The following is a 25,126-nucleotide window of genomic DNA, read 5'->3' as shown; positions in this document are numbered from 1 at the left end:
GGGGCCGTTCGTTACGCTGAACAGCCGGGCCGGAGCCGTCGAGGGGATGGGTCGCATGCTCTACGCGGTGAAGTTCAGCGAGGAGGCGGCGCGGGTGCGGGACGAGCTCCCGGCCGACCGCCGCGAGCTGCTGGAGCGCGGGCTGTCCGTGCTCGCCCAGGACCCGCGCCCCAAGATGTCGATCCCCGTCTCCGGCGACGAGGCCACCCGCTCCCTGGCGCTGACCCAGAACATCGCCATCGAATACCTGGTCGGCGACGGCCTGCTGCTGGTCCTCCTGGTGCACGTGGTGGACTTCACGCACGTGCTCCTGGAGGAGTGACAGTGATCAGAAAGGTTCCCCTTCGTGACTGAGATCGAGATCGGCCGCGGCAAGCGCGGGCGGCGGGCGTACGCGTTCGACGACATCGCGGTGGTGCCAAGCCGCCGCACCCGCGACCCCAAGGAGGTCTCGATCGCCTGGCAGATCGACGCCTACCGCTTCGAGCTGCCGTTCCTCGCCGCCCCGATGGACTCGGTCGTCTCGCCGGCGACGGCCATCCGCATCGGCGAGCTGGGGGGTTTGGGCGTGCTCAACCTCGAAGGGCTGTGGACCCGGTACGACGATCCCGAGCCGCTGCTGGAGGAGATCGCCGCGCTGGACGAGGAGACCGCGAACCGGCGCCTGCAGGAGATCTACGACGCGCCCATCCGCGAGGAGCTCATCTTCCGCCGCATCCGGCAGGTGCGGGAGTCCGGCGTGGTCACGGCCGCCGCGCTCTCGCCGCAGCGGACCGCGCAGTTCTCCAAGGCCGTGCTGGACGCGGGGATCGACATCTTCGTCATCCGCGGGACCACGGTCTCCGCCGAACACGTCTCGGGGGCCGCGGAGCCGCTGAACCTCAAGCAGTTCATCTACGAGCTGGACGTGCCGGTGATCGTCGGCGGCTGCGCCACCTACACCGCCGCGCTGCACCTGATGCGCACCGGCGCGGCCGGGGTGCTGGTCGGCTTCGGCGGCGGCGCGGCGCACACCACGCGCAACGTCCTGGGCATCCAGGTCCCTATGGCCACCGCGGTCGCCGACGTGGCCGCGGCCCGCCGCGACTACCTCGACGAGTCCGGCGGCCGGTACGTGCACGTGATCGCGGACGGCGGGGTGGGCTGGTCGGGCGACCTGTCCAAGGCCGTGGCCTGCGGCGCCGACGCGGTGATGATGGGCTCGCCGCTGGCGCGGGCCTCGGACGCCCCGGGGCGCGGCCACCACTGGGGGATGGAGGCCGTGCACGAGGACGTTCCGCGCGGCAAGAAGGTGCACCTGGGGACGGTGGGGACCACCGAGGAGATCCTCACCGGGCCCTCCCACACCCCGGACGGGTCGATGAACTTCTTCGGCGCGCTGCGGCGGGCGATGGCGACCACCGGGTACTCGGAGCTGAAGGAGTTCCAGCGGGTCGAGGTGACCATCGCCCCGTCGCGGTAACGCCTCGGGTGGCGGCGCCGGGCCGGGCCGGGCCGGCGCCGGGTCAGCGCCGCCAGGGGCCGGTGATGGCCAGCAGGATGCCCGGGGCCTGGATCGAGGCGTAGAGCGTGGCGCCGTCCGGCGAGAAGGTCACCCCGGCGAACTCGCCGTACTCCGGGCGGCCCGGCCGGCCGATGTCCACCTCGTTGCGCGCCAGGGGGTACGTCGTGCCGTCCCCGGTGGCGCCGTAGAGGTGCTGGTGGCCGGCGCCGTCCTCGGCCAGGATCAGGCCCCCGTAGGGGGAGACGGTGATGTTGTCGGGGCCGTCGGCGCGGCCGGCGGCCAGCGGCTCGGGGTTGACCCCGAGGAGCACCTTCAGGGTCAGGGTGCGGCGGCGCGGGTCGTAGAACCACACCTGGCCGTCGTGCGAGGGGCCCGGGCTCTCGTCGCGGGCGTAGGAGGAGACGACGTAGCAGCCCTCGTCGCCCCACCACATGCCCTCCAGCTTCCTGGCCCGGGTGACCCGGCCCTCCCCGAACTGCTCGCGCAGGGGCAGCTCGCGCGCCTCGCGGTCGGGCACCTCCGCCCAGTCCACGCCGAAGACGGTGCCGGGGCGGGTGGCGCGGGAGAGGTCGTCCACCAGCCGGCCGCGGTCGTCGAAGCAGCGGAACGCCTGGAGGCTCCCGGCGTCGTCGGGCAGCGCGCGCAGGGCGCCGCGGCCGTGGCGGAAGCCGCTCGGCGGCACCCAGCGGTAGAACAGGCCGTTGGGCTCGCTGTCGTCCTCGGTCAGGTAGAGGTGGCCGCGGACCGGGTCGACGACCACCGCCTCGTGGTCGAAGCGGCCCAGGGCGCGCAGGGGGCGGGGGGAGAGGTTGGCCGCGCGGTCGTGGGGGTCGACCTCGAAGACGTAGCCGTGGTCGCGGGTCATGCCGTTCTCGCCGGCGCGGTCGGAGTTCTCCTCGCAGGTCAGCCAGGTGCCCCAAGGGGTGGTGCCGCCCGAGCAGTTGGTGGAGGTGCCGGCCAGGCCGACCCACTCGGCGGCGCGGTCCCCGTAGTCCGCGACCACGGTGCAGCCGCCGGCCGCGGCCGGGTCGTAGACGAGGCCGTCGGTCAGGGGAACCGGGTTCTCCCAGTCGGCGCGCGGGCCCTTCAGCTCGTGGTTGACCACCAGCAGCAGGCCGCCGTCGGGGCCGGTGAAGGTGCCGGTGCCGTCGTGCTTGCCGGGTGTGGGCTCGCCGGTGTCCAGGGTGGTGCGGCCGGCCCGGGTCACCACGCGGTAGGCGAAGCCGGAGGGGAGCGCGAGGACGCCCTCGGGGTCCGCCGCGAGCGGGCCGTAGCCGGCGGCCTCCTCCGGCCCGCCGCCGCCGTTGCCGTCCCCCGGCGCGCGCCCGGAGCGTTGGCAGGCCAGGGCGCCGGGGGCGCTGGCCAGCACGCCGGCGCTGCCCGCCAGGGCGAACCCGGCGGCGGCGCCCGCGCTGCGGCGCACGAACGCCCGTCTGCCCGGCGCGGAGGCGGGTGCGGCGCGCGGCGCGGGGGGCCGTGCGGTCGGGGGCGCGGCCCGGAGGGCGGCGCCGGGGGTCTCGGGGGCTCGCTGCGCGGGGCCGGCGTCCGGCTGGCCGGCGCCCGGCGCGGTCTGTGGCTCAGTCATGTCACTTCATCGGCTGCGCCGCGCCGGACCCCGGCAAACCTCGCGCGCAGCGCGCGCTCCCCCGTCCGGCGGAGCGCGCGGCGGGCTTCGTCCGCGCGCCCTCAGAGGCGGTGGGCCGCGCCGGCCGGGGTCGCCCCCCGGCAGTCCAGGAGGAGCTGGGCCTTGGCGGCCAGGCCCTGGAGGTCGTAGGTGCCGTGCGCGGTGAGCAGCAGCGTCAGGTCGGCCTCGGCCGCGGCCTCGTGGAGCGCGTCGGCGCGGGGGACGGGCCGCCCGGAGACCCGCCAGCCGGGGAGGAGGGGGTCGTGGAAGGAGACCCGCGCGCCCAGGGCGAGCAGGCGGCTGGCGATCTCGCGGGCGGGGGCGCCCTGGTCGCCGGGGAGGTCGGGCAGGTCGGGCAGGTCGGGCTCCGAGGTGACGCCGAGCAGCAGGATTCCGGCACCGCGGGCGGACTTGCCGTGCTCGTTGAGCAGCCGCGCGGCGCGCATCGTGACGTAGCGCGGCATCCGGGCGTTGATCTCGCGTGCGGCCTCCACCAGCCGCAGGCGCCCGCCGGGGGAGACGGGCTCCTCCTCGGCGCCGGGGCCGGGGCGGGCGGGGGAGAGGCCGCGGGACTCGGCGCAGCGCAGCACGTCCCACAGGTCGACGCCCAGCTCGTGGCAGAGAACCGCCATCTCGTTGACCAGCGCGGCGGCCACGTGCCGGGCGTTGGTCTCCAGCATGGTCACCGCCTCGGCCTCGGCCAGCCCGCGGGCCCGGACGACCCGGTCGGTCAGCCGGCCGTAGAAGGCGGCGGCGGCCTCGGTGCAGGCGGAGGAGAGGCCGCCGATCACCCGGGCGGCGGCCCGGCCGGCGGCGCGTTCGGCGGGCGCGGGACGCGCGGGGGCGTGCGCGAGGGCGAAGTCGCGCCCGGCGCGCAGGCCCGAGCCACGCTCCAGCAGCGGGCGCAGCACCTCCTCGGTGGTGCCGGGGGGCACGGCGGACTCCAGGACGACGAGCGTGCGCGGGCGCAGGCGGTCGGCGAGCGCCGTGGCTGCCTCCCGGACGGCGCCCAGCTCGGGCGCGCGCCCCGGTCCGGGCGGGGTGGGGGCGCAGATCAGGGCGGTGCGGACCCGGCCCAGGACGGCCGGGTCGCTGCTGGCGCGGAAGCCCGCGGCCAGCATCCGCCGCAGGTCGGCGGCGGACAGGGAGCTTCCGGAGGGCGGGCGGCCCCCGTTGAGCGCCGAGGCGGCGGCGGGGTCGGGCGTGAAGGCGACGGTGTCGATGGAGGCGGCGGTGGCGGCGCGGGCGGCGGCCAGGCCCGGCCGGCCCAGGCCGAGGACGGCGAGATCAGCGGGCATGCGCGGCGAGGCTCCCTTCTCCCCCGGCCGGCCCGGCCTGTCCCGGGCAGTCAGCTTAGGGGCATATATGACAGATGTAGCCGATTGACCGTTGCGGCGTACCGATGGCGCGCCAAGGAGGCGGAAATGGGGGAGCATCGGGGAGGGAGAAGCGGGGAGAAGGAGGCGCGAGCGGGGGAGGGGAAGGGGAACGGCGGCGGCGCGCGCCGCGCAGGCGGGCGCGGGCCGAGCGGCAACGAGGGCGGAACGAGAGCGGCGGGGGAACGAGAGCGGCCGGGGCGCGGGCGCCGCGAACGGCGGGCGCGCGGAGGGCGTTCCGCGGCGGGCGCGCCACACGGCGAGCGCGGCGAGCGCGGCGGCAGGCGAGCACGGCAGCACGGCGAGCACGAGGAGGCACAGCGTGAGGACGACCGCACTGGGACCGCGCGAGCGCGCGGGCGCCCTGGCCGGGATGGCGGAGCGGGAGCTGGACGTGCTGGTGGTCGGCGGGGGTGTGGTCGGCGCGGGCACCGCGCTGGACGCCGCCACCCGCGGCCTGGCCACCGGGCTGGTCGAGGCCAGGGACTGGGCCTCGGGCACCTCCAGCCGCTCCAGCAAGCTGATCCACGGCGGCCTGCGCTACCTGGAGATGCTCGACTTCGGCCTGGTCCGGGAGGCGCTGAAGGAGCGCGGGCTGCTGCTGGAGCGGCTCGCGCCGCACCTCGTGCGCCCCGTGCCGTTCCTCTACCCCCTGCGCCACCGCGCCTGGGAGCGCCTCTACGCGGGCTCGGGCGTGGCGTTGTACGACGCGATGTCCCTCTCCTCGGGCCACGGCCGCGGGCTGCCCCGGCACCGGCACCTGAGCCGCCGTCAGGCGCTGCGGATCGCGCCCGCGCTGCGCAAGGACGCGCTGGTGGGGGCGTTGCAGTACTACGACGCACAGGTGGACGACGCCCGCTTCGTGGCCACGCTGGTGCGCACCGCCGCGGGGTACGGGGCGCTGGCGGCCAACCGGGCGCGGGTGACGGAGTTCCTGCGCGAGGGAGAGCGGGTGGTCGGCGTCCGGGTGCGGGACCTGGAGGAGGACGGCTCCTACGAGATCCGTGCCCGGCAGGTGGTCAACGCCACGGGCGTGTGGACCGACGACACGCAGGCGATGATCGCCGAGCGTGGCCAGTTCCACGTGCGGGCCTCCAAGGGCATCCACCTCGTGGTCCCCAAGGACCGCATCCACTCCTCCACCGGCGTCATCCTGCGCACCGAGACCAGCGTGCTCTTCGTCATCCCCTGGGGCCGGCACTGGATCGTCGGCACCACCGACACGGCCTGGGACCTGGACAAGGCACACCCGGCCGCCTCCAGCGCCGACATCGACTACCTGCTGGACCACGTCAACTCCGTGCTGGCCGTGCCCCTCACCCGCGACGACGTGGAGGGGGTGTACGCCGGGCTGCGGCCGTTGCTCGCCGGCGAGTCGGACGCCACGAGCAAGCTCTCCCGCGAGCACACCGTGGCCCACCCGGTGCCGGGCCTGGTCGTGGTGGCCGGCGGCAAGTACACGACCTACCGCGTGATGGCCAAGGACGCGGTGGATGCCGCCGCCCACGGCCTCGACCAGCGGGTGGCGCCCTGCTGCACCGAGGAGGTGCGGCTGGCCGGCGCCGAGGGGTACGCGGCGCTGTGGAACGCCCGCCACCGGCTGGCCGCGGAGGCCGGGCTGCACGAGGCGCGGATCGCCCATCTGCTGCACCGCTACGGCTCGCTGACATCCGAGCTGCTGGAGCTGATCGCCGCCGACCCGCGCCTGGGGGAGCCGCTGCCGGCGGCCGACGACTACCTCAAGGCGGAGATTGTCTACGCCGCTTCGCACGAGGGCGCGCGTCATCTGGAGGACGTGCTCACCCGCAGGACCCGCATCTCGATCGAGACCTTCGACCGCGGGACGCGCAGCGCGCGGGAGTGTGCCGAGCTGATGGCCGGGGTGCTCGGCTGGTCCTCCGAGCAGGTCGAACGCGAGGTGGAGCACTACGAGAAGCGGGTGGAGGCCGAGCGCGAATCGCAGGTCCAGCCCGACGACAGGACCGCCGACGCGGCGCGCCTGGGGGCCCCCGACTCCGTTCCCTCGTAACGCCCTTTGTGACGCGGGCCGCTTCCCCCGTGGGCCGGTCTGTCGGCCTCATGGGTGACAATGGCCGGGGACGGAGGGGACGCGACGCATGGGCGAGGGCAAGGCCGAGAACGCTGACAACGCGGGCAACGCCGACAAGGCGCGCACCGCTGACGACGAGGCCCGGGGCGGCGACCCGCGGGGGCGCGATCCGCGCGGAGGCGATGCCCGGGAGGGTGATCCGCGCGAGGGCGCTCCGCGGGGGGACGATCCGCGTGACGGCGACGCGCGTGACGGCGGTTCCCGCGGCGGCGGTCCGCGTGACGGCGGGGAACGGCCGGCCCGTCCCGGTGACCCGGTGCCGGGCCGCCTGCTCAACGGGCGGTACCGGCTCGGCGCCGTGCTCGGACGCGGCGGCATGGGCACCGTCTGGCACGCCACCGACGAAGTCCTCGGCCGCGCCGTGGCCGTGAAAGAGCTTCGGCTGCCGCCCGAGGTGGAGGAGGCCGAGCGGAAGCGGATGATCACCCGCACGCTCCGCGAGGCCAAGGCCATCGCCGCGATCCGCAACCGCGGCGTCGTCACCATCTACGACGTGGTCGACGAGGGCGAGCGGCCCTGGATCGTGATGGAGCTGATCGACGGCCGCTCGCTGGCCGACGTCATCCGCGCCGAGGGACCGATGGAGCCGCGCCGGGCCGCCGAGATCGGCCTGGCCATCCTCGACGTGCTGCGCGCCGCGCACGACGCGGGCATCCTGCACCGCGACGTCAAGCCGTCCAATGTGATCATCGCGGAGGAGGACGGCCGCGTCGTCCTCACCGACTTCGGCATCGCCAAGGTCGAGGGCGACCCGTCCATCACCTCCACCGGCATGCTCGTCGGCGCGCCCTCCTACATCTCCCCGGAGCGGGCGCGCGGCCAGGCCCTGGGCCCGCCCGCGGACATGTGGTCCCTGGGCGCGCTGCTGTTCTGCTGCGTGGAGGGCCGCCCGCCGTACGACGCGGGCGGCGCGATCGCCACGCTGGCCGCGGTCATGCACGATCCGGTGCCCGCCGCGCGCAGCGCCGGGCCGCTGACCGGCGTGATCAACGGCCTGCTGACCAAGGACCCGAAGGCGCGGCTGGACGAGCCGGGCGCGCGTGAGGGGCTCGCGGGCGCGCTCGCCGGCGCCCCGGCGCGGCCGGAGGAGGAGCCGGAGGCGGGCGGTGGCGCGGAGCGGACGCTGATCTTCGGAGCGGGCGCGGCGGCGGGCGCCGCCGGTACGGAGTCCGGGACCAGACCCTCGCCGGAGGCGCCGGAGGCACCGGCCGCCCCCGGCACGGCCCCGTCACCCGCGACGCCGCCCGCCGCGGGCGAGGCTCCGGACGCGCGCCCCACCCCCGTTCCGGTCGGCGCGCTGCGCGCGAGCCCGCCCGGGCCTCCGGGGCCGGGCCGCCCCGACGCTGCGGGAGCCGGGCGCCGCCGCCTGGCCCTCATCGCGGGCGTCGTGATCGTTCTCCTGGCGCTGCTGGGCGCCGCGCTGGCCTCCACCCTGGGGGACGACGGCGACGGCGGCTCGGCCGGCGAGCGCTCCGGCGACACGCAGGGCCAGGGCGGCGGGGGCGAGGATCCCTCGCAGCAGCCCGGCGGCGAGGAGCCCACGCCCCGGGACGAGGGCACCGCGCAGGAGGACCCGCCCGCCGAGTCGCCCACCGCGCCCACCTCCCCGCCCGAGGAGGAGGACGAGGGCGACGACGAGGGCGACGGGGACACCCCGCCGGGCACCGGCCTGGAGAACGACCCGGACGCCACGCTTCCCGGCACCCCCGCGGGGTACGCGACGGTGGAGGACGAGCGTTTCCGGTTCCGCATGTCCCTGCCGCAGGGCTGGCAGCGCATCGACATAGCCGGGGCCAACTCCGGTGGCATCTACGCCGATCCGGACGGCGGCCTCTTCCGGGTCCAGGTGGACTTCACCGACGCGCCGGGCGACGACGCGGCGCAGGCGTGGCGCGACCAGGAGCCGGGCGTGCGCTCCCGCAGCCGGGACTACGAGCGGATCTCCATCGAGGAGATCGAGTGGCGCGGCTACCCCACGGTCGCGGACTGGACCTTCGAACGCACGCAGGACGGCCGGGTCCGCGTGCTGGACCGCGGCTTCCGCGTCGACGACGACGCGGGCTACGCGATCATGATCACCTGCCCGGCGGAGGAGTGGGACGAGGAGGAGTGCCGGACGCTCCGGGAGACGGCGTTCGACACGTTCCAGCCCCTGGACTGAGCCCGGCCCGGCGGCCATGAAGACCATGAACGGAAGCACCCACAGGAGTTGACGGACCGTAGCCGGGCGCCCCTGCGGCGCGTATGGTGAGACGGGTTCCGCTGGGGGCACGCATGCGGTGGGGAGGCATCGTGGACAGTTTCGCGGGGCGGCTGCTGGCCGATCGTTACCGGCTGCCGAGGACTCCGGCCGAGGAGTTCGAGCTGATCGAGTCGCGGGCCTTCGACACCGTCACCAATCAGGAGGTCCTGGTCCGGCAGGTGCCGCTGCCCGAGGTGGTCGACGCCGAGCCGCTGGACGGCGCCGGGCGCCGGGCCGGGCCCGCGCCGCGCGCCTCCGAACGGCCCACGCGCACGCCGGAGGACCCGGTGGTGCGGCGGGCCGTCGAGGCCGCGATCGCCGCGGCGGGGATGCCGGAGCACCCGCGTCTTGACCAGGTCTTCGACGTCTTCGTGCAGGGCGACGGCCTGTGGATCGTCAGCGAACTGCTGCCGGGCGCGCGGCCGTTGGCGGTCGTGCTGGCCGAGGAGCGGCTCGGGCCCTTCCGGGCCGCGGAGGTGGCCGCCGACCTGCTGGCCGCGCTGCGGATCGTCCACGCCCAGGGCTGGACGCACCGGAACGTCACGGCCCGATCGGTCCTGATCTGCGAGGACGGCCGCGCGGTCCTCACCGGCATGGCCGCCGGCGCCGCCGAAGAGGCCCTGTGCGGCTACGACCCCCTCCCCCCGGACGTTCCCGACACGTTCGCGCCCACCCCGCGCGAGACGCCCCCCGCGGCGGAGGGCTTCTCCGCCCCGGCTGCCCCGCGCCACGACGCTCCCGGCCTCTCGGGGCCGGCCCCTTCGGGTCCCGCCTCCCCCGGCACTGACCCGCGCGGACGCGAGGCCTCCGGCCCGGGCGCCGGACGGGATACCTCGCGGCCCGGCGCCCGGGGCTCCGGCGCATCGGAGCGCGGCTTCCCCGGCCCGCGTCCGGCGAGCCCCTCTGCGGGTGGTGGCCTCCCCGGTCCCGATGCCTCGGGTCGGGACTCCTCGGGGCCCGGCTTCCCCGGCACCGCCGACGCCCCCGGCCCGGGTTCCCGGGCACCGGGCGCCTCCGGGGCCGATGCCGCGGGCCCCGGTGCAGCCAGGGGAGGCGGCTACCCCGACCACGGCGCTCCCGGGCCGGAAGCGGGGTCCGGTTTCCCCGGCCACGGCGCCGTCGGCTCACGCTTCTCCGGCGCGGGTTCCTCGGCTCCCGGCTTCGCCGGGCCCGGCGCCGCCGGAGACGACGCCTCCGGCTCGGGTTTCCGCGCTCCGGATGCCGCCGGTGCCGGGCCCTCGGCTCCCGGCTTCCCCGAGCGAGGCGCCGCCGGGGCGGGTTCCCCGGCCCCGGGCCGCGACGGCTTCTCCGGGGTCGGCCCCCCGGGGCCGGACGCCGGTTACGGCGCCGACGAGGAGCGGGCCGGTCGGAGTCCGGACGCGCCCGACGCGTCCGGATCGCATCGGGATCTCGCCGATCGAGTGCGCGAGCACGGGGGCGTGGTGCCGTCCGCGGACGGGCCGCCGCCCGACGCGTATCGGCGGTGGGATACCGGCGCTCTGCCGCGGGTGGAGCCCGGTGCGGACGGCGGGACCGGCGCGCGTTCGGGGCGTCCGCCGGCGCCCGGCGCTGCCGAGCGCGCCGCCCGCAGCGGCGCCATCGCCGCGTACCGCGCCGGCACCCAGGCCGCCGCCGCGCGCCGCGCCGCGGCCAACGGCGCCCAGGGCCCCGGCAGCCCCGGCGTCGCCCCCACCGACCTGCCCGGCGGCGCCGCCCGCCCCAGCCACCCGGTGCGCACCGGCTGGGAGCCGGGCCCGCCCCCGGGCGCGTACGACGGCCGCGGGCGTTCCCCCGAGGAGCCCTACGGGCCGGGCGGCGCCGCCGACGAGCCCTACGACGGCCACAGCTCCCTGGACGACCTCCTCGGCCCGCGGCCTTCCGAGGGCGAGCCGTTCGACCGGGAGCGCGCCGCGGGCGAGGGGCGGCCCCCGGCCGGGGACGCGGCGGTTCCCGGGCCGCGCGAGGAGCGCCCGGCCGCGGCCGTTCCCGCCGCCGCGCCGCCGCCGCCCGCCGCCGTGCGCGCCACCGTCCCGGTGCGCGCCCGGGAGCGTTACCGGGGCCCGGACAGCGCGCTGGCGGCCGAACGCGCCCGGCAGGCGCGGATCATGACCGTCGGCGCCGTCACCGAGCGCTGGGCCCCCGAGCAGGCCGGCCCGGTCTACGAGCACTGGCGGCTGGCCCCTCCCGTCGGCCCGCCCGCCGACTTCTGGGCGCTTGGCGCGCTGCTGTTCCGGGCCGTTCAGGGCTACCCGCCCTACCCCGAGGACAGCGCCGCCGAGCTGGCCCAGGCCGTGTGCGCCGAGCAGCCGGCGTTCGCGGAGGACTGCGGCGCGCTGCGCCCCATCATCGAGTCGCTGCTGCGGCAGGACCCGACCGAGCGGCCCAGCGGGGAGGCGCTGCGCGGCTGGCTGCGTTCGCTGCTGCGCAGCGCGCCCGAGCCCGAGGCCGGCCATCACACCGTGACCGCGCCGCCGCCCGCGCTGGAGCCCGGCCGCCCGGCCGACCCGCGCCGCCTGCCGATACTGCGCCGCCGGGGCGAGTTGGTCGGCCCGCGCCGCCGCCCGCGCGCCCGCGCCCGCCGCCGCCCGCGCGAGGGCGGGAGCCGGCTGGGGCGCACGCTGGTGACGCTCGTGCTGCTCGGGCTCGCCGGCGCGGTGGCGTACGTGCTGGCGTTCATGTCGGAGGAGGACCAGCCCGGCGGCCAGGCCCGGCAGGACCCCGCCCCGCAGGAGCCGGAGGGCCGCGAGTCGCCCTCCGAGCCCTCGCAGCCGGATCCTGAGCCCTCCGGCGCGGCCGGGACCGAGCCGGAGCCGAGCGAGAGCGAGGACGACTCCAACGCCTCGCCGAACGAGGGGGACCAGCTCCCGGTCCCGCCGCCGGACGGCTTCGCCGCCCGGGAGGACGCGCGCGGCTTCGCGCTCGCCGTGCCCGAGGGCTGGGAGCGGCGGGAGACCGGCGGGGAGCAGGTGATCTACACGGACGGCACGGTGGAGATCGTGGTGGTCCCCGGGCGGGACACCACGGGCGACTTCGCGGCCGAGCCGATGGACTACCAGCTCCAGGAGCAGCCCGAGCTGGACGCCTTCCGGGCGTACCGGTACGCGGTCAGCAGCGGGCTGTACGAGCGGCGGATCGGCGACATGTCCATGGCCGAAGGCATCTTCGACTGGCAGGAGGGGGGCACGCCCACCACCGCGTACAACCGCGTGATGCTGATCGAGGGGAGCTACCACGTGGTGCTGGTCCGCGGCCCCTCCAGCGAGCGCGACCGCCTGTCCGAGATCTACGGCGTCACGGCCGGGAGCTACCGCCTGACGGGCTGATCCGGCGCCCGCGGGATCGTGCCAGTGATTGCTGGCAAAAAAGGGTTACCAACAGGTAGCCAGCGCCGGTGGGTCGGTCGTACCCTCCGCCTATGACGACAGCGCAGTCAGATCCCCCCGCCCGGGCCGCCCGGGTGGTCACGGACGGGCTGGTCGAGCGGCTGACCGACGGGGTCATCGGCGGCGGCCGGACCGCCTGCCACAGCCCCTTCACCGGCGAGCGGCTCGCGGAGCTGCCCGAGGCCGCCGCGGAGGACGTCGCGCGGGCGTTCGCCCTGGCCAGGGCCGCGCAGCCCGCCTGGGCCGCCCGCGATCCCCGGCAGCGCGCGGCGGTGCTGCTGCGCTTCCACGACCTGCTGCTCGCCCGGCAGGACGAGATCCTCGACCTCGTCCAGATGGAGACCGGCAAGGCGCGGCTGCACGCGCACGAGGAGGTGCAGGCCGTTCTCGTCGCCGCCCGGCACTACGGCCGCAAGGCCCCCGCCTACCTGGCCCCCAAGCGGCACACCGGGGTCGTCCCCGGCCTCACCCGGGTCCGCGAGCTGCGCCACCCCAAGGGCGTCATCGGCCACATCTCGCCGTGGAACTACCCGCTCGAACTCTCCGCCGGCGACGCTCTGCCCGCCTTCGCCGCCGGCAACGCCGTGGTGATGAAGCCCGACACCGAGACCGCGCTGACCGCCCTGTGGGCGCGCCGGCTGCTGATCGAGGCGGGGCTGCCCGCCGGGCTGTGGCAGGTCGTTCTCGGGGAGGGCCCGGTGATCGGGCCCGAGGTGATCCGGCACGCCGACTACGTGACCTTCACCGGCTCCACGCGCACCGGCCGCGAGGTCGCGCAGCGCGCCGCCGCCCGCCTGATCGGCGCGAGCCTGGAACTCGGCGGCAAGAACGCCATGCTGGTCCTGGACGACGCCGACCCCGACCGCGCGGCCGAAGGCGCCGTGCGCGCCTGCTTCTCCTCCGCCGGCCAGCTGTGCGTCTCCGTCGAGCGGCTGTACGTCCACGAGGCGGTGGCCGACGCGTTCCTCGCGCGGTTCGTGGAACGCACCCGCGCCCTGCGGCTCGGCGCCTCCCTCGACTACGGCACCGACCTCGGCTCCCTCACCTCCCAGGCCCAGCTCGACGCCGTCGTCCGGCACGTGGAGGACGCCCTCGTGGGCGGCGCCACGCTCCTGGCCGGCGGCAAGCCCCGCCCCGACCTGGGCCCTTACTTCCACGAGCCGACCATCCTGGAGGGCGTCCGCCCGCCGATGCTCGTCTGCGAGGAGGAGACGTTCGGGCCGGTCGTCTCCGTCTACCGGGTCGCGGACGAGGAGGAGGCCATCGCCCGCGCCAACGCCACCCCCTACGGCCTCAACTCCAGCGTCTGGTCCGGGAACGCCCGCCGCGCCCGCCGCGTCGCCGCGCGCCTGCGCACCGGCACGGTGAACATCAACGAGGGCTACGCCGCCGCCTACGGCAGCGCCCAGTCCCCGATGGGCGGCATGGGCGACTCCGGCCTGGGCCGCCGTCACGGCGCCGAGGGCATCCTGAAGTACACGGAGGCCCAGACCGTCGCCGAGCAGCGCCTGCTGCCCCTGGCCCCCTCGTTCGGCCTGGACGACCGGCGCTACGCGGCGCTGCTGAACAGCTCGATGAAGGCTCTCAAGACCCTGAGGTTCCGCTGATGACCAGCAACAAGGGCGCCGACGGCGCGGCCGTGGGCCGCAGTTCCGGGCCGGACGCCGACCAATCCGACTACTGGGACTACGACGTTCTCGTCGTGGGCTCGGGCTTCGGCGGCTCGGTGTCCGCGCTGCGGCTGACGGAGAAGGGGTACCGGGTCGGCGTCCTGGAGGCGGGCCGCCGCTTCGCCCGGCACGAACTGCCCAGGAGCTCCTGGGACATCAGGAACTACCTGTGGGCCCCCAGGCTGGGGCTCTACGGCATCCAGCGCATCCACCTGCTGCGCAACGTCATGATCCTGGCCGGCGCGGGGGTCGGCGGTGGCTCCCTCAACTACGCCAACACCCTCTACGTGCCGCCGCCCGCCTTCTTCCAGGACCGCCAGTGGCGGGACATCACCGACTGGGAGAAGGAGCTTGCGCCGTACTACGACCAGGCCAAGCGGATGCTGGGCGTGCGCCTGAACCCGACGCTGACCCCCTCCGACGTGCACCTCAAGGCCGCCGCCGAGCGGATGGGCGTGGGGGACACCTTCCACCTCGCCCCGGTCGGCGTCTTCTTCGGCGACGCCCAGGACGCCGAGGGCCGCAGCACCGCCCGGCCCGGCGAGGAGGTCCCCGACCCCTACTTCGGCGGGGCCGGGCCCGCGCGCCGCGCCTGCACCGAGTGCGGCGAGTGCATGACCGGCTGCCGCCACGGCGCGAAGAACACCCTCAACGAGAACTACCTCTACCTCGCCGAGCGCGCCGGCGCCGAGGTCCACCCGCTGACCACCGTCACCCGCATCACCGAACTCCCGGGCGGCGAGGGCCACGCGGTCACCGTCGTCCCCACCGACGCCTCGCCTCGCCGCCGCCGCTCCCGCGCCCGGACGCTGCGCGCCCGCCACGTCGTGGTGGCGGCGGGCACCTACGGCACCCAGACGCTGCTGCACCGGATGCGCGACACCGGCGCGCTGCCCCGGATCTCCGACCGCCTGGGCACCCTGACCCGCACCAACTCCGAGGCGCTGGTGGGCGCCGCGACCACGCCGCGGCGGTACCGCGCCCGTCGGGGCAAGGACGCGACCCTCGACTTCACCCGGGGCGTTGCCATCACCTCCTCCATCCACCCGGACGGGCACACGCACATCGAGCCGGTCCGCTACGGCAAGGGGTCCAACGCCATGGGCTTCCTGTCGCTGAAGCAGTTCCCGCGCACCTCGCTGCCCAAGGCGCTGTCGTACCTGCTGGACACGGTCCGCCACCCGGTGCTCTTCCTGCGCTCGATGTCGAACTACCGCTGGTCGGAACGCAGCATCATCGGCCTGGTGATGCAGACGCACGACAATTCGCTGATCACCTCGCGGAAGCGGCGCGGTCCCGGCAAGGGCTCCCTGACGGCCGTTCAGGGCCACGGCGCGCCGAACCCCGAGCACATCCCCGAGGGCGCGGAGGCGGCCCGGCGGATCGCGGAGGACATCGGAGGCTTCGCGGGGACCAACGTCGGGGAGCTGCTGGGGACCCCGCTGACGGCCCACTTCCTTGGCGGCTGCCCCATCGGCGCCGGCCCGGACCAGGGCGTCGTGGACCCCTACCACCGGCTGTACGGGCACCCGGGCATCTCGGTGGTGGACGGCGCGGCGGTCTCCGCCAACCTCGGGGTCAATCCGTCACTGACCATCACCGCCCAGGCCGAACGCGCCATGGCTCTGTGGCCGAACAAGGGCGAGGCCGACCCGCGGCCGGAGCAGGGCACGCCCTACGCCATCGTGCAGCCGGTCGCGCCGGTGCGGCCGGCCGTTCCGGAGACCGCGTTCGGCGCGCTGCGCACCACGGTGCTGCTGCCGGTGCCGCGCGTCCCCGAGAGCGTGCGGCCGGAGGCCGGGCGGGAGCAGGCCGAGCCGGCATAGGCCAGGGGCATGAACGAAGGGGCCCGTTCCCCGGGGGAATCGGGAACGGACCCCTTCGCCTTCTGCGGGTGGACCACCGCCCGTGGAGGCGAAGGCCCTCGGTGAGGAAGACCCCCGGTGGGGCTGCGGGGTTGCGCGCATCACGGTCACGAAAAAGACACGACGTGGACGCGCCGTGGATGGGGTGTTCCGACGGGTCTCGTGCGGGCGGCGCCTTGCGCGGGTGGAGCCGGGGCCCCGGCGACGCCGTGGCCGGGGCCCCGGACCGGCACAGGCGACAGGGCGACACCGGTGCCGGCGGCGGTGCCCGGGGGGAAGGCACCGCAGGAGCCGAACGGCGGCCGGCCCCCGGCGTCCCGGGAGCCGGCCGCCGTCAGGACGTGACCGGCCTGCTGTCCCCTGCTGCCCGGCCACCGCACCGGAGCGAGGTCCCACGACGCGCGGCCCCCGCCACACCGCGAAGGGCCGGAGCGTCTCATCGCCCCGGGGACAAACCCTTCAACGAAGCCCGGCGCCCGCCGTCACGCTCCGTACGGGTGACTCGCCGCGAACGAGTTCACACCCGGCCGCGGCACAGCTCCAGCAGCGTCATGGCCAGGGCGGTGCCGGGGCGGCCGAGGCCGTCCCGGTAGCGGCGCAGGATCTCCATCTCGCGGGCGAGGTGGACGCGGCGGCCCCCGGCGGAGATCCGGGCGCGCTGCACCTCGGCGGAGGCGGCCATCCGCTCCTGGATCAGCTCGACGATGCGGCCGTCGAGGGCGTCGATCCGGCCCCGGGCCCGCGCGATGACGGCGTCGGCGGCCTCGTCCCCGGTCCCCGCCGGGGTCGTGTCCGGAACGGCCGCGCCGCTCGCGACGGTGCCTGGGTCCGTGGGGGTGGTGCTGCTGGTGGTGGTGGTGTCCATGGCGGTTCTGTCTCCCGGTGCTGGTGGTGCCCCGGGGCCGGACGCCGGGCCCGGCGACGACAGCGCCCCGGGCCGCGTGTACCGGGCCCGGGGCGCTGAGGATGTCGCTGGTCAGTGGTGCGGTGCGCAGCACTCCTCGTGGCAGCCGGCCGGGCCGGTGCCATAGGTAAAGGAGCGCGGGTGCGCAGCGCACGACATGCCCGCGAGTATGCCAGCCCCCGCGGCGGGGGCCAACCGGCGCCCGGCAGCCGCCCCGCGCCCCGTCGGTAGACTCGGGACTCCCGGCGCACGCGGCCGGGAAGGCGAGAAAGGCAGCTTCCACGTGGCAGACACGGCAGGTGCGGCGGGGTCCGGCACCGACACGGTGCTGGTCGTCGACTTCGGCGCCCAGTACGCCCAGCTGATCGCCCGGCGGGTGCGCGAGGCGCGGGTCTACAGCGAGATCGTTCCCTCCACCATGCCGGTGGCCGAGATGCTGGCCCGCCGTCCGCGGGCGGTCATCCTCTCCGGCGGGCCCGCGTCCGTCTACGCCGAGGAGGCCCCGGGCATCGACGCCGCCCTCTTCGAGGCAGGGGTGCCGGTCCTCGGGCTGTGCTACGGCTTCCAGCTGATGGCCCAGGCCCTCGGCGGCACGGTGGACAACACCGGCGCCCGCGAGTACGGGGCCACCAGCCTCAGCGTCGTCCGCCCCTCCTCCACCCTCTTCGAGGGAACGCCGACGGAGCAGCAGGTGTGGATGTCCCACGGCGACGCCTGCTCGGCGGCGCCCTCCGGCTTCACCGTGACCGCCGCCACCGCCACCGTCCCCGTCGCCGCCTTCGAGAACGACGAACGGCGGCTGTACGGCGTGCAGTACCACCCCGAGGTGCTGCACTCCACCTTCGGCCAGCAGGTGATGGAGCACTTCCTCTACCGGGGGGCCGGGATCGAGCCCTCCTGGACCACCGGCTCCATCGTGGAGGAGCAGGTCGCCGCCATCCGCGCGCAGATCGGGGAGGGCCGCGCGATCTGCGGGCTCTCCGGCGGCGTGGACTCCGCCGTGGCCGCCGCCCTGGTCAACCGCGCCATCGGCGACCGGCTCACCTGCGTCTACGTGGACCACGGGCTGATGCGCGAGGGCGAGACCGAGCAGGTCGAGAAGGACTTCGTGGCCGCCACCGGCGTCCGGCTACGGGTGGTGGACGCCTCCGAGCGCTTCCTGACCGCGCTGGCCGGGGTCAGCGACCCGGAGCAGAAGCGGAAGATCATCGGGCGGGAGTTCATCCGGGTCTTCGAGCAGGCGCAGGCCGAGCTGGTCGCCGAGGCGGGCGCGGCCGGCGAGGACGTCTCCTTCCTGGTGCAGGGCACCCTCTACCCCGACGTGGTCGAGTCGGGCGGCGGCACCGGCACCGCCAACATCAAGTCCCACCACAACGTGGGCGGGCTCCCCGAGGACCTGGAGTTCGAGCTGGTCGAGCCGCTGCGCCGGCTCTTCAAGGACGAGGTCCGCATGGTCGGCCAGGAGCTGGGCCTGCCCGAGGAGATCGTCCACCGGCAGCCGTTCCCCGGCCCCGGGCTGGGCATCCGGATCGTCGGCGAGGTCACCCGCGAGCGGCTGGACCTGCTGCGCCAGGCCGACGCCATCGTCCGCGAGGAGCTGACCGCGGCGGGCCTGGACCGGGAGATCTGGCAGTGCCCCGTGGTGCTGCTCGCGGACGTCCGCAGCGTGGGCGTCCAGGGCGACGGGCGCACCTACGGCCACCCGGTGGTGCTGCGCCCGGTGACCTCGGAGGACGCCATGACGGCCGACTGGTCCCGCCTGCCCTACGACCTGCTGGCCCGGATCTCCACTCGGATCACCAACGAGGTCCGCGATGTCAACCGCGTCACCCTCGACATCACGAGCAAGCCCCCGGGCACCATCGAGTGGGAGTGACCCGCGGCAGGGCCGCGGCGCCCGCCCCTCAGACGAGGCGGCGGGCCGTGGCCCAGCGGGTCAGCTCGTGCCGGTTGGACAGCTGGAGCTTGCGCAGCACGGCCGAGACGTGGCTCTCGACGGTCTTGACCGAGATGAACAGGGCCTTGGCCACCTCCTTGTAGGAATATCCGCGGGCGATCAGGCGCAGCACCTCCCGCTCGCGCTGGGTGAGCCGGTCCAGGTCCTCGTCCACCGGCGCCGCCTCCGAGGAGGCGAAGGCGTCCAGCACGAACCCGGCCAGCCGCGGCGAGAACACGGCGTCCCCGTCCGCGACCCGGAAGATCGCGTCCACCAGGTCCGAGCCGGTGATCGTCTTGGTGACGTACCCCCGGGCCCCGGCGCGGATCACGCCGATGACGTCCTCGGCGGCGTCCGACACCGACAGCGCCAGGAAGCGCACCGGCCGCTCCGGTGCGGACATCAGCTCCGTGCTGCGGCGCAGCACCTCCAGCCCGCCGCCGCCCGGCAGGTGCACGTCCAGCAGGACCACGTCGGGGCGGGTGGCGGCGATGACGGTGATCGCCTCGTCCACGTCGCCCGCCTCGCCCTCCACCTCGACGCTAGTCTCCTCGGTGCGGCCGATCTCCGCCCGCACGCCCGCCCGGAACATCCGGTGGTCATCGACCAGGACCACACGGGCGCGGCGCGCGCCCGGGTCCGCCTGGGGTGTCTCGCTCATTCGGATCGCTCCATCGTCAGCTCTACTTCGGTGCCCTCACCCGGCGCGGACCGTACCCGTGCCGAACCCCCTTTGCGCTGCATCCGGCCGATGATGGACTCGCGCACGCCCATCCGGTCCGTGGGCACCGATTCCGGGTCGAAGCCGGGCCCGCGGTCCCGGACGGATATGAAGACGGTACGCCCCTCCACCTCGGCGAAGACCCGCACGGGCCCGCCGTCCCCGCCGTACTTGGCGGCGTTCACCATCGCCTCGCGGGCGGCCTGCAGCTGGGCGCTCAGACGCTCGTCCACCGGGCAGTCGCCGACGCACACCACCTCGATCGGCACCCCGTGGTGGTCCTCCACCTCCGCGGCCGTGCCGCGCACCGACTCGGCGAAGGTCCGCGGCGTCTCCTCCTCGGGCTCACCCGCCCCGGCGGGCCGCTCCGCCGACTTGTACAGCCACTCCCGCAGGTCCCGCTCCTGCGCGCGGGCCAGCCGGGCCACCTCGCGGGGGCTCTCGGCGTTGCGCTGGATCAGGGTGAGGGTGTGCAGCACCGAGTCGTGGACGTGCGCCGCGACCTCGGCCCGCTCCTGGGCGCGGATGCGCATCGTGCGCTCCGCCGACAGGTCCTGCACCATCCGCACGACATAGGGGCCGGCCATCAGCGAGATGCCGACCAGCAGCGCCACGGAGGCCTGGAGCGCCAGGCTCAGGCCCTCCGTGGACTCCTGGGTGGAGCGGGCGAAGACGAAGCTGCCCACGCCCAGGCAGACCAGGGCGGCGCCGGCCGCCCCGCGCAGCAGCGGCAGCCAGCGCCCGCGGCGGGTGGCCTCGGCCCAGCGGGCGCGGCGGGAATTGTCCGCCTGGCGCCAGACGACCGCGGCGCCGACGCCGATGATCAGCAGGGGCCAGACGTACCCGTCGCCGTCGCGCACCGGGAGCCGGACGTTGGAGCCCAGGACGACGAGGGTGGCGGCGAGCCCGAGGAGGGCCAGCAGCCGCCGCTTGTCCGGGCGGCGCAGCAGGCGGCGGGCGGCGGCGGGCTGGCCCGCGGGCGGGCCGGCCGGGGTGCCCAGCGGCACGACGAACCAGAACAGGCCGTAGAGCAGGATGCCCAGGCCGTTGGCCATCAGCAGGACCAGCAGCACCACGCGCACCCAGGAGACCGGGACGCCCAGGTGCCCCGCCAGGCCCTGCGCGACGCCGCCCAGCCAGCGGCCCTCGGCGCTGCGGTACAGCTTGCGCACGGGGGCCTCGTCCAGGCCGGGGGTCGCGGTCGTCATGAGGGGATCGTCACACGCCGGCCCCGCCCGGCACATCAGGGATGTCCCCCCAAGAGTCCCTTCCTCCGTCCGGGTGAAAAGGTCAGGGGCCGGGTCAGGGAAGGATGGGGGCGGATCCCGGATGCCGCGCCGGGCGGGCGGGGGCGACGATGGGGAGCATGACGGAGGACGTGGAGACCCGGGAGACGGGCCGCGAGGCCAGGCTGACGCGCAGCCGCCGCCACAAGGTGGTCGGCGGCGTGTGCGGCGGCCTGGGCCGTCACTACGACCTCGACCCGGTCATCTTCCGCGTGCCGCTGGCCGTGCTGTCGGTGGTCGGCGGCCTCGGCCTCGTCGTCTACGGCCTGGCCTGGCTCCTCATCCCCTTCGAGCGCGAGGAGGAGAACGAGGGCCGGCGGATGCTCTCGGGCCGGGTCGAGGGCCCTGGACTGACGGCCCTGCTGTTCATCGTCGCGGGCTGCGGTCTGCTGCTCGCCTCGCTGGGCTCCCAGGGCGCGGCGACCTGGTTCTCCGTCATGGTCCTGGCCGCGCTGGCCGGAGCGGCCTACTGGTCGCGGCACCGGCGGGGCGTGGCCGCCGTGGACGCCACGGCCCAGGAGGTGCAGCCGCCCCCGGCGCCGGCCGGCCCGGCCGGGTGGCAGGCCGCCGCGCCCACGGCCACGGCCGCCGAGCGCGCGGTGGGGGGCTACCTGTGGGGACCGGCGGACTACCGGCCGCCGCCCGCCCAGGGCCGGCCCTCTGCCGCGGGGGAGGAGCCGTTCGGGGTGTGGCGCCCGCGCGAGGCGGCGCGTCCCCCGGCCGCAGGGCACGTCCCGGAGGGAGCCGGGGAAGGGCCGCCGCTTGCGCCGCCCGAGCCGCGGGAGTTCAGGCTCGGAGGGCTGGTGCTGCTGCTGGCCGCCGCCGCCTTCGCCGCGGCCACCGCCCTGGCCTGGGAGTACCACCCGCTGGGCACGGTCCTGACCATCGGCTTCGCCGCGGCCCTGGCGGTCTTCGGCGCCGGGTTCGTGGTGAGCGCCTTCGCCGGGAGGCTAGGGCTGGGCTCGCTGGTGTGCGTAATCCTCACCGGCGCGCTGCTGACCGCCTCGGCGGCGCTGCCGGACACGATCGCGACGAGCTGGACCGAGACCGAGTGGCACCCGGAGGCGGTCTCGGAGGTGCGCCCCTCCTACGAGCTGGGCTCGGGCGACGGCGAGTTGGACCTGGCCTCGCTGGAGCTGCCCCCGGGCCGGACGCTGCGCACGGCCGTGGAGGCGGGCGCGGGGCAGGTGCGGGTGCGGGTGCCGCGCTACGCGACGGTGACGGTGGTCGTGGAGATCGGGGCCGGCGCCTTTACCTATGAGTCGTGGTCCCCGGCGGACGCCCGGCGGGTGGAGGACTCCTGGGGCGGCATAGGCCAGGAGCGGACCCGCACGTACGGGCCGGAGAGCGGCGAGGACGGCCGGGCGGGCCGCGGCGGGCACATTGAGCTGCGGCTGGAGATGGGCGTGGGGTACCTGGTGGTGGAGCGGGCATGAAGCGCGGACACGAGGCGCGGGCGGTCGTCATGAGGCGGCATCGGTTCGAGCCGGCGCGGCTGGTGCTGGGGCTGGCGCTGCTCGGAATGGCGGCGCTGTTCCTGGCGCGGGCGGCGGGCGGGGAGGTGCCGCTGCCGCTGCTGGCCGCCCTGCTGCCCGCGGCGCTGCTGCTGACCGCGGGGGTGGCGGTGTCGGTGTTCGGCGTCCGCCGGGCGCGGGCCCGGGCTAGCGGAAGAGAGGACGGTTCCTGGGCGGGAGAAGGATCCGGTAGTTGACCGTCCGGTCCACCGCCCAGGGACCACTTCCGGTCAGGAGGAGGGTGACGAAGCACAGCAGGTAGGGCAGGCCCGGGCCGAGGTAGGAGGGGTCGGTGGCGGAGCCGACCGTCAGCCAGAACGACAGGGCCAGGACCGCGCCGCCCGCGGCGGCCACCCGGGTCAGGGCGCCGAGCAGGACCCCCGCGCCCACCACGATCTCCGCGGCGCCCACGCCGTGGGTGACCGTGCCGGAGTGGTCCAGGGCCAGGGCGGAGAGCCAGCCCGCGGTGGCCTCGGGCTCGGTGGCCCGGATCATCCGCTCCATGACGTCGGGGCTCATGTTCTCGCCGAGGGGGCCGGCGTCGCTGAAGGTGTCGAGACCGGCGTAGAGGAAGGTGAGGCCGAGGAGGATCCGCAGGGGCAGGAGCGCGTAGCGGGGCGCCACCTCCCGCAGTCGGCCGGGGCCGCGGGTGCCCGGCAGGGGGCCGCGGGCCGCCGGGCCGCCCAGCTTCTCGGTCACTGACATGGCCTTGCCACCTTTCGTCGGGGCAGGGGATGCAGGTGATGGACCGCCAGTCTGTCACGCACGCCTCCCCGCGGCAGGTCGGCCGCGCCCGGCGTGGCGGCCCGGCGCCGAGAGGCTCCCGGCCGGGCGGCGGCTCAACGGGGGGTCGCACGGCCGGGGTTGGGAGGTTTCGCGCTCAGGCGGGGCGTGCGGCGCCGGCGAACGGCATGGAGTCCACCGGCGCCAGCCGCACCGGCGTGCCGGGCCGGGAGGCGTGGACGATCCGGCCGTCGCCGACGTACAGCCCGACGTGGCTGACGCCGGAGTAGTAGAACACCAGGTCGCCGGGTGCCAGTTCGCCGCGGGAGACCCGGCGCCCGGCGCCGGCCTGGGCGTAGCTGGTGCGGGGCAGGGAGACCCCGGCGGCCCGCCAGGCTGCCTGGGTGAGCCCGGAGCAGTCGAAGGCGTCGGGCCCGGTGGCGCCCCAGACGTAGGGCTTGCCCTGCTGTGCGAGGGCGAAGGCCACGGCCGCGGCGGCGCGTTCGGTCGGGGCGGCCCGGTCCGGCAGCTCGGCGACGGGGGCACCCCCGGCGTTGCCCCGGCCGTCCGCGAGGAGGCGGCGGCGCTCCTCGGCTGTCCGGGAGGCCAGCAGCGCCTCGGCCTCAGCGAGCCGGTCCTGGGCCAGCTCCCGCTGGCGGCGGGCGCGTTCGCGGGATTCCGTCAGCCGGTCCGCCTGGACCCGCGCCTCCGCCCGCAGCCGCTCCAGGTCGCGCAGCCGGGAGCCGACCTCCCGCACGGCGTGCGCCTGGCGTTCGCCGAGCCGGTCCAGCAGCCCGGCGCGGCCCAGGAAGTCGTCGGGGTCGGCGGAGAGCGCCAGCCGCAGGGAGCCCGGCAGCGTCCCCGCGCGGTACTCGGCGCGGGCGTGGGCGCCGAGCGCGGCGCGGGCGTCGTTCAGCTCCGCGGCGCGGCGCTCGGAGCGGTCGGTCAGCCGCTCCAGCGTGGCGTCGGCCTCGGCCGCCGCCTCGTTCGCCGCGTGGTACGCCTCCGCGGCCTCCTCCGCCTGCCGGTGCAGGGTGTCCACCCGGGCCTCCACCTCGGCCGGGGCGGCGGGCGGACCGGCGGCCGGGTCCGCGAGAGCGGCCCCGCCCAGCGTGGCCGCCGAGGCGGCGCCGGCCAGGGTCAGGGTGGCGGCGGCGCGCAGGGCCGCGGGCACCGGTTTTCGGCGCGCCGCCCGCCACGGGCGGCGCGTGCGTTGCTCAGCCATGGCCCCGGACGCTAGCCCCGGCGCGGGACCGGTCCGCGCCGTCCGACCGGTATTGGTCTCAAAGCATCGGATACTGACGGGAGTTGACCATTTGCCCGTCGACGGGATCGCGCCGGGTGACCGCTCCTGCGCGGTCCGTGCGCTACTGCGACGCCTCGTACAAGGGGTCGATCAGCTCCTGGAACTCGGCGAACGGGCGCGCGCCCTGGAGCGGATGCCCGTTGACGAGGAACGACGGCGTACTGGTGATCCCCAGCCCGTACGCCTCCTCGGCGTCCCGCGCCACCGCCTCCCCCGCCTCCTCGGACTCCATGTCCGCGACGAACCGCTCCAGGTCCGGCACCCCCGCCTCCTCGGCCAGCTCCCGCACCCCCTCCTCCGAGAAGCGCCCCGAGTCCCGGTGGAACTCCTCGCCCAGCGCGGCCCGGTAGAAGGCCCAGAAGCAGTTCTGCCGCCCCGCCGCCCAGGACGCGCGGGCGGCGGCGTCCGACTCCGGCCCGAAGATGGGGTAGTTGCGGAACTCGATCCGCAGCACCCCCGTCTCCACGTACTCCCCGACCAGGTCGTCCCACGTCTCCCGGGCGTGGATCCCCGCGAAGGCGTCCTGGAAGTCCACGTACTCGATCATCACCACCGGCGCGTCCGCCGGGCCCAGTGCCAGCGGGTCCTCCGCGTCCCGCCGGGCCAGCTCCAGCGCCGGGTGCCCCTCCGGCAGCGTCCGCACCCCGCCCCCGCCCTCCCCGTCGTCGCCCGGGCGCAGCACAGCCAGCGCCCCCAGTGCGAGAACGCACACGAGAACGCCCGCCAGCAGCGCCGCCGCCAGCCGGCGGCGCCCGCCGCTCTCGCCCGGGCCCCGCCCGGGGCGCGGGCCGCGGCCCCGGCCGCCCCCGCCGGAGTCGTTCCGCGCGCGCTGCGTCCCCTGAGCCTTCCGGCTCCTCCGCGCCTTCTGCGCCTTCTGCGCCTTCTTCGGCTTCCTGGTCCGTGCGACGGGCATGGCGCCCAGCCTAGGGCGGCCGTTCCGAGGGCGGCGGCGGGGGCGGCCG

Annotated in this window: 18 protein-coding genes; 10 read left to right on the top strand and 8 right to left on the bottom strand. The window is 76.1% G+C overall.

Annotation, left to right across the window (positions count from 1 at the left end):
* Positions 1-55: 55 nt before the first annotated feature.
* Positions 56-322: a hypothetical protein gene (locus RM780_RS16420; RefSeq protein ID WP_311631481.1), complete on the top strand. Its 267-nt coding sequence runs from the start codon at positions 56-58 to the stop codon at positions 320-322.
* Positions 323-346: 24 nt separating this feature from the next.
* Positions 347-1,462: a GuaB3 family IMP dehydrogenase-related protein gene (locus tag RM780_RS16415; protein WP_311631480.1), complete on the top strand. Its 1,116-nt coding sequence runs from the start codon at positions 347-349 to the stop codon at positions 1,460-1,462.
* A gap of 43 nt (positions 1,463-1,505) precedes the next feature.
* On the opposite strand, the gene RM780_RS16410 is transcribed toward RM780_RS16415, so the two are convergent.
* Together RM780_RS16410 and RM780_RS16405 are read right to left on the bottom strand one after the other, a co-directional pair.
* A complete protein-coding gene (locus tag RM780_RS16410) occupies positions 1,506-3,089 on the bottom strand; it encodes an alkaline phosphatase PhoX (RefSeq protein WP_311631479.1) in 1,584 nt (527 codons plus the stop codon).
* A 101-nt stretch (positions 3,090-3,190) separates the two neighbouring features.
* Positions 3,191-4,426: a nucleotide sugar dehydrogenase gene (locus tag RM780_RS16405; protein ID WP_311631478.1), complete on the bottom strand. Its 1,236-nt coding sequence runs from the start codon at positions 4,424-4,426 to the stop codon at positions 3,191-3,193.
* 400 nt (positions 4,427-4,826) lie between these two features.
* On the opposite strand from RM780_RS16405, the gene RM780_RS16400 reads away from it, so the two are divergent.
* From RM780_RS16400 to RM780_RS16380, 5 genes are all read left to right on the top strand, one after another.
* Positions 4,827-6,533, top strand: coding sequence for a glycerol-3-phosphate dehydrogenase/oxidase (locus RM780_RS16400; protein ID WP_311631477.1), 1,707 nt, complete (start codon positions 4,827-4,829; stop codon positions 6,531-6,533).
* 337 nt (positions 6,534-6,870) lie between these two features.
* On the top strand, positions 6,871-8,775 hold the full coding sequence (locus tag RM780_RS16395; RefSeq protein WP_311631476.1) for a serine/threonine-protein kinase: 1,905 nt from the start codon (positions 6,871-6,873) through the stop codon (positions 8,773-8,775).
* A gap of 131 nt (positions 8,776-8,906) precedes the next feature.
* Positions 8,907-12,179, top strand: coding sequence for a hypothetical protein (locus tag RM780_RS16390; RefSeq protein WP_311631475.1), 3,273 nt, complete (start codon positions 8,907-8,909; stop codon positions 12,177-12,179).
* Positions 12,180-12,271: 92 nt separating this feature from the next.
* Positions 12,272-13,846, top strand: coding sequence for a succinic semialdehyde dehydrogenase (locus RM780_RS16385; RefSeq protein ID WP_311631474.1), 1,575 nt, complete (start codon positions 12,272-12,274; stop codon positions 13,844-13,846).
* Entirely contained in the window at positions 13,846-15,735 is a 1,890-nt protein-coding gene (locus RM780_RS16380) for a GMC family oxidoreductase (RefSeq protein WP_311631473.1), read from the top strand. The genes RM780_RS16385 and RM780_RS16380 overlap by 1 nt, the downstream gene beginning before the upstream one ends.
* A 556-nt stretch (positions 15,736-16,291) precedes the next feature.
* On the opposite strand, the gene RM780_RS16375 is transcribed toward RM780_RS16380, so the two are convergent.
* The gene (locus RM780_RS16375) at positions 16,292-16,639 is read right to left on the bottom strand and encodes a chorismate mutase (RefSeq protein ID WP_311631472.1); all 348 of its coding nucleotides are present in this window, start codon (positions 16,637-16,639) and stop codon (positions 16,292-16,294) included.
* Between the two features lie 322 nt (positions 16,640-16,961).
* Here RM780_RS16375 and guaA point away from each other — a divergent pair, with 322 nt between their 5' ends.
* Positions 16,962-18,554, top strand: a complete 1,593-nt coding sequence (guaA, locus tag RM780_RS16370; RefSeq protein ID WP_311631471.1) for a glutamine-hydrolyzing GMP synthase — start codon at positions 16,962-16,964, stop codon at positions 18,552-18,554.
* A 28-nt stretch (positions 18,555-18,582) separates the two neighbouring features.
* Here the strand turns inward: guaA and RM780_RS16365 are convergent, their stop codons facing one another.
* Entirely contained in the window at positions 18,583-19,275 is a 693-nt protein-coding gene (locus RM780_RS16365) for a response regulator transcription factor (protein ID WP_311631470.1), read from the bottom strand.
* On the bottom strand, positions 19,272-20,543 hold the full coding sequence (locus tag RM780_RS16360) for a PspC domain-containing protein (protein WP_311631469.1): 1,272 nt from the start codon (positions 20,541-20,543) through the stop codon (positions 19,272-19,274). Before RM780_RS16360 ends, RM780_RS16365 begins: the two co-directional genes overlap by 4 nt.
* Before the next feature lie 158 nt (positions 20,544-20,701).
* Here RM780_RS16360 and RM780_RS16355 point away from each other — a divergent pair, with 158 nt between their 5' ends.
* Together RM780_RS16355 and RM780_RS16350 are read left to right on the top strand one after the other, a co-directional pair.
* Positions 20,702-22,057, top strand: a complete 1,356-nt coding sequence (locus RM780_RS16355; RefSeq protein ID WP_311631468.1) for a PspC domain-containing protein — start codon at positions 20,702-20,704, stop codon at positions 22,055-22,057.
* On the top strand, positions 22,054-22,332 hold the full coding sequence (locus tag RM780_RS16350) for a hypothetical protein (RefSeq protein WP_311631467.1): 279 nt from the start codon (positions 22,054-22,056) through the stop codon (positions 22,330-22,332). The genes RM780_RS16355 and RM780_RS16350 overlap by 4 nt, the downstream gene beginning before the upstream one ends.
* On the opposite strand, the gene RM780_RS16345 is transcribed toward RM780_RS16350, so the two are convergent.
* The 3 genes from RM780_RS16345 to RM780_RS16335 form a co-directional block, all read right to left on the bottom strand.
* Entirely contained in the window at positions 22,283-22,840 is a 558-nt protein-coding gene (locus RM780_RS16345) for a DoxX family protein (RefSeq protein ID WP_311631466.1), read from the bottom strand. The genes RM780_RS16350 and RM780_RS16345 overlap by 50 nt on opposite strands.
* 175 nt (positions 22,841-23,015) lie before the next feature.
* A complete protein-coding gene (locus tag RM780_RS16340; protein WP_311631465.1) occupies positions 23,016-24,083 on the bottom strand; it encodes a C40 family peptidase in 1,068 nt (355 codons plus the stop codon).
* Between the two features lie 142 nt (positions 24,084-24,225).
* Positions 24,226-25,077 (bottom strand): DsbA family protein, encoded by an 852-nt coding sequence (locus RM780_RS16335; RefSeq protein ID WP_311631464.1) that lies wholly within the window; start codon positions 25,075-25,077, stop codon positions 24,226-24,228.
* Positions 25,078-25,126 lie beyond the last annotated feature (49 nt).

This window comes from Streptomyces boetiae (assembly GCF_031845405.1).
In the GTDB taxonomy this organism is placed as follows: domain Bacteria; phylum Actinomycetota; class Actinomycetes; order Streptomycetales; family Streptomycetaceae; genus Streptomyces; species Streptomyces boetiae.
This window is presented reverse-complemented; position numbering and strand designations above follow the sequence as displayed.

What these genes read in the sequence shown, in the direction of transcription:
- RM780_RS16420 (WP_311631481.1), top strand. Translation starts at nt 56, where the DNA reads ATGCTCTACGCGGTGAAGTTCAGCGAGGAGGCGGCGCGGGTGCGGGAC.
- RM780_RS16410 (WP_311631479.1), bottom strand. Translation starts at nt 3,089, where the DNA reads ATGACTGAGCCACAGACCGCGCCGGGCGCCGGCCAGCCGGACGCCGGC.
- RM780_RS16405 (WP_311631478.1), bottom strand. Translation starts at nt 4,426, where the DNA reads ATGCCCGCTGATCTCGCCGTCCTCGGCCTGGGCCGGCCGGGCCTGGCC.
- RM780_RS16385 (WP_311631474.1), top strand. Translation starts at nt 12,272, where the DNA reads ATGACGACAGCGCAGTCAGATCCCCCCGCCCGGGCCGCCCGGGTGGTC.
- RM780_RS16380 (WP_311631473.1), top strand. Translation starts at nt 13,846, where the DNA reads ATGACCAGCAACAAGGGCGCCGACGGCGCGGCCGTGGGCCGCAGTTCC.
- RM780_RS16375 (WP_311631472.1), bottom strand. Translation starts at nt 16,639, where the DNA reads ATGGACACCACCACCACCAGCAGCACCACCCCCACGGACCCAGGCACC.
- RM780_RS16365 (WP_311631470.1), bottom strand. Translation starts at nt 19,275, where the DNA reads ATGAGCGAGACACCCCAGGCGGACCCGGGCGCGCGCCGCGCCCGTGTG.
- RM780_RS16360 (WP_311631469.1), bottom strand. Translation starts at nt 20,543, where the DNA reads ATGACGACCGCGACCCCCGGCCTGGACGAGGCCCCCGTGCGCAAGCTG.
- RM780_RS16355 (WP_311631468.1), top strand. Translation starts at nt 20,702, where the DNA reads ATGACGGAGGACGTGGAGACCCGGGAGACGGGCCGCGAGGCCAGGCTG.
- RM780_RS16350 (WP_311631467.1), top strand. Translation starts at nt 22,054, where the DNA reads ATGAAGCGCGGACACGAGGCGCGGGCGGTCGTCATGAGGCGGCATCGG.
- RM780_RS16345 (WP_311631466.1), bottom strand. Translation starts at nt 22,840, where the DNA reads ATGTCAGTGACCGAGAAGCTGGGCGGCCCGGCGGCCCGCGGCCCCCTG.
- RM780_RS16340 (WP_311631465.1), bottom strand. Translation starts at nt 24,083, where the DNA reads ATGGCTGAGCAACGCACGCGCCGCCCGTGGCGGGCGGCGCGCCGAAAA.
- RM780_RS16335 (WP_311631464.1), bottom strand. Translation starts at nt 25,077, where the DNA reads ATGCCCGTCGCACGGACCAGGAAGCCGAAGAAGGCGCAGAAGGCGCAG.